Below are 3,782 nucleotides of genomic sequence, written 5' to 3' on the forward strand. Positions count from 1 at the left end.
TGCATCAGTTTTGGGAAGTGTTCCTCAAGTCGTCTGTCAAACTGTTTCCAGTCTTCAGATGTCTCGATGCTTGCACGCTGTTCGGGGGTATAAATCGATAGGGTGCGTTCTTTAAGGTGATGCAAGGTCAAATCAACCTGTTGAGTCTGGGTCAACATAATGCCTACTCTGAAATTAAGGTGAAATTGTTTTGAAGCTTGGTTTCACTTCTTTTACAAATCCATGCCGATTGTGGGCGGCTAAGACTGTAATTTTGCGTCAAGAGACTGTCTCAATGATACTGGAAGTGCTTGAGTGTGCATAGAGTTTTCAAGGTTAAGAAGGATGATTTTTCAAGTGTTTGATTTTGATTAAAAGTAAGGTTGAGCATATGGAAAGCGGCCTTTTGACGAACTTATCTTTCAGACGACCTGAGTCTTGTGAGAAAAACTTTTATTTTTATTATCTTAGACATCTTTTTATTCAGATATGGCCGTCTGAAACATATGTACAGCATAATGGGTCGCTTATTTTGTTTAAAAATGAGTCATAGAGATTAAGTTCATGACTTCTGATGTAAATCAAGATTCTATAAAGAGGCAGTTATTGTGTTTTAAATAGAGAGAATGTACGAGCTTCATTCATTAAAAAATGAATCCATCAGTTTTCTTATTGATAGTGGTTATTATGTAGATTATCAAGTTAATAAGGAAAAGGTGTTTGTCTGGTTTGTCATGCTTTTTTAATATTATTTTTTAAAATTAGACTTGACCCATTACAAGCAATTACTTAAAGTATCCATCTTATTTTTACACAAGAAAACGGGTTGTCCCGTTCTAAAAAATGAGCGCAATCAAACCACCACAAATCACTGTATTCGACAGCAAGCCAACCGATGCTTATTTCTTCGGTACTTGCGTTCTCGACCTTTTCATGCCTGAAGCAGGCATGGATGCCATTACTTTAATCGAACAACAGGGTATCCGTGTCCATTATCCAATGGAGCAAAGCTGCTGCGGTCAACCGGCCTATTCGTCAGGCCATCCTAAAGAAGCCTTTGATGTTGCCAAAGCGCAACTGGATTTATTCCCTGAAAATTGGCCGATTGTCGTGCCTTCCGGTTCTTGCGGCGGCATGATGAAACACCACTGGCCGACTTTGTTCAAAGGTACCGAGTACGAGCAAAAAGCCATTGATTGCGCCAATCGTATCATTGAATTTACCCACTTCCTGCTGGCGATTGGTTACAAACCTGAAGATAAAGGCGAGCCGGTTAAAGTGGCTGTTCATACTTCCTGCGCGGCGCGTCGCGAGATGAATGTACATTTGTCAGGCTGGCAGTTGATCGACGGCATGGAAAATGTTGAACGTATCGTTCACGACCATGAAAGCGAGTGCTGCGGTTTTGGCGGTACATTCTCTGTGAAACAAGCCGATATTTCCGGAGCGATGGTAACCGACAAAGTTGCCGCGCTGAAAGAAACCGGCGCAACTGAAATCATCAGCGCGGACTGCGGTTGCATGATGAATATTGGCGGCAAAATCGCTAAAGACGAACCCAATATGCCACGTCCGAAACATATTGCATCTTTCCTGTTGGAACGCACCGGAGGTAAAGCATGAGCGCGCGCGAAAATATTTTAGCGAAATTGAAAAAAGCCGATGCCTTGCCGATGGAAGAACCGCCGGTTTTCGATTATTACCGTGAAATGGGTGTTTCTTGGGCAAACGATGTCGAACGCTTGAAACATTGGGCGGCTGCCATGCGTGCCGTCAAAACTGAAATCTATTGGGTTACCAAATCCAACTGGCCGCAAGTATTCCGTCAAGCCGCCGAAGGCAAGGGCTTGAAAAACATTCTGCTTCCATTGGAAACAGAACATGGTCAGCTGGCCCGTGCAGCTTTGGCCGATACCGATATTGAACCGCGTGGTTTTGAGCGAAAAATCGACGACTGGAAAAACGAATTCTTTACCGATATTGAGGCTGGTTTTAGCGGCTCTAAATGCGGTATTGCCCGTACCGGTACGATTATGCTGGAGTCCAGTCCTGTCGAGCCACGCAGCCTGAGTTTGGTTCCGCCTGTGCATTTCTGCTTGTTTGACACCAGCAAAATGTACAACGAATTACATAATGCTGTTGAAGGCGAAAAACTGGTAGAAAAAGGCATGCCTACCAACGTTATTTTGATTTCCGGCCCGTCTAAGACTGCTGATATTCAATTGACTTTGGCCTATGGTGCACACGGCCCGCGCGATTTGGTGGTTTTGGCCGTTCTGCCTGATCACATTTCCCCTGCCGATTTGGAGGAAAAAGCATGAGTTCCCAAACCATTAAATTCCATATGAAGCCGGAAACGTTCAAGCAAAACGCCGCGATTTCTTTGCAAGACAAACCTTTGCGTAAAAGCTTGCGCACAGCGATGGACATGCTGATGACCAAGCGCAAAGCCGTTTTGACAGATGAAGAAGAGCTGCAAAGCCTGCGTGACTTGTGTGAGCATGTCCGTCAACGTTCGTTGTCCAAATTGCCTGCATTATTGGAACAGCTGGAAGAAAACCTGACCAAGTTGGGCGTTAAAGTCCACTGGGCAGAAACACCTGCCGAAGCCTGCCAAATCATTCACAACATCATTACCGATAAAAACGGTAAGCTGATGGTGAAAGGCAAATCTATGGTCAGCGAAGAGATTGAGCTGAACCATTATCTGCAAGATCAAGGCATCAAAGCGATTGAGAGCGACTTGGGCGAGTTTATCGTTCAAATGGCCGGCGAGAAACCAACCCATATCGTGATGCCTGCCATTCATAAAACCAAAGAGCAGGTTAGCGAGCTTTTCCATCAAAACCTCGGCACTCCATTAACAGATGATGTAGACCAGTTGACTGGATTTGCGCGTAAAGCATTGCGCGATATTTACAGCACTGCCGATGTCGGTTTGAGCGGTGTGAACTTTGCCGTTGCTGAAACGGGCACTTTGTGTCTGGTCGAAAATGAAGGCAACGGCCGCTTGAGTACCACTGTACCGCCTGTGCACATCGCCATTACCGGTATTGAAAAAGTGGTTGCGAAGCTGTCGGATGTTCCGCCTTTGTACAGCCTGCTGCCACGCTCCGCCATCGGTCAGAACATTACCACTTATTTTAATATGATTACCGGTCCTCGCCGTAGCGAAGAGCTGGACGGCCCTCAAGAAATGCACTTGGTACTGCTTGATAACGGCCGTAGTCAAGCGTATGCAGAAGATCAAATGCGCCGTACCTTGCAATGTATCCGTTGCGGTGCGTGTATGAACCACTGTCCGGTTTATACCCGTATCGGTGGCGCGGCCTACGGTACGACTTATCCCGGCCCGATTGGCGAGATTATCTCTCCGCATTTGTTAGGCTTGGATGCGACACGCGATCTGCCGACTGCATGTACCATGTGTGGCGCCTGTGTTGAGGTTTGTCCGGTACGCATTCCGATTACCGAACAAATGCAACGTCTGCGTGTTGAAGCGCAACGTTCGCCAACAGAAACCGTTCCTCATCCTATCCGTGGTCAAGGCGCATCGCATACCTTCGGCGAGCAAATGGCGTGGCGTACGTTTAACGGCATTTTCAGCGGCAGTAAGGCTTATCGAGCATTCGGCTGGGCTGCTACCAAATTCCGTGCATTGACGCCAAGCAAGCAGTTAAGCTGGACCAATAACCATGTTCCGATGAAACCTGCCAAGCAAACATTGCATGAGATGATGGCAGAAAGAAAACGTCAGCAAGAAAAAGCATAAGACTTGAAAATAAAACCTGGGGGATAAAAGC

At 46.2% G+C, this 3,782-nt stretch carries 3 protein-coding genes; all 3 read left to right on the forward strand.

Going from position 1 to position 3,782, the window contains the following annotated elements; all coding sequences use genetic code 11:
• Nucleotides 1–822: 822 nt before the first annotated feature.
• Genes ACTHUE_RS12835 through ACTHUE_RS12845 form a run of 3 tightly spaced genes read left to right on the forward strand, consistent with a single transcriptional unit; the run spans nucleotide 823 to nucleotide 3,751 of the window.
• A complete protein-coding gene (locus tag ACTHUE_RS12835) occupies nucleotides 823–1,602 on the forward strand; it encodes a (Fe-S)-binding protein (protein WP_049344813.1) in 780 nt (259 codons plus the stop codon).
• The gene (locus tag ACTHUE_RS12840; protein ID WP_049344814.1) at nucleotides 1,599–2,300 is read left to right on the forward strand and encodes a LutC/YkgG family protein; all 702 of its coding nucleotides are present in this window, start codon (nucleotides 1,599–1,601) and stop codon (nucleotides 2,298–2,300) included. Before ACTHUE_RS12835 ends, ACTHUE_RS12840 begins: the two co-directional genes overlap by 4 nt.
• The gene (locus ACTHUE_RS12845; RefSeq protein ID WP_049344815.1) at nucleotides 2,297–3,751 is read left to right on the forward strand and encodes a LutB/LldF family L-lactate oxidation iron-sulfur protein; all 1,455 of its coding nucleotides are present in this window, start codon (nucleotides 2,297–2,299) and stop codon (nucleotides 3,749–3,751) included. Before ACTHUE_RS12840 ends, ACTHUE_RS12845 begins: the two co-directional genes overlap by 4 nt.
• The last annotated feature ends 31 nt before the right edge of the window (nucleotides 3,752–3,782 follow it).

It is taken from the genome of Neisseria sp. P0021.S005, from assembly GCF_051956955.1.

Bases quoted from the DNA above. Each gene is read 5' to 3' on its own strand.
- ACTHUE_RS12835 (WP_049344813.1), top strand. From the start codon at position 823: ATGAGCGCAATCAAACCACCACAAATCACTGTATTCGACAGCAAGCCA.
- ACTHUE_RS12840 (WP_049344814.1), top strand. From the start codon at position 1,599: ATGAGCGCGCGCGAAAATATTTTAGCGAAATTGAAAAAAGCCGATGCC.
- ACTHUE_RS12845 (WP_049344815.1), top strand. From the start codon at position 2,297: ATGAGTTCCCAAACCATTAAATTCCATATGAAGCCGGAAACGTTCAAG.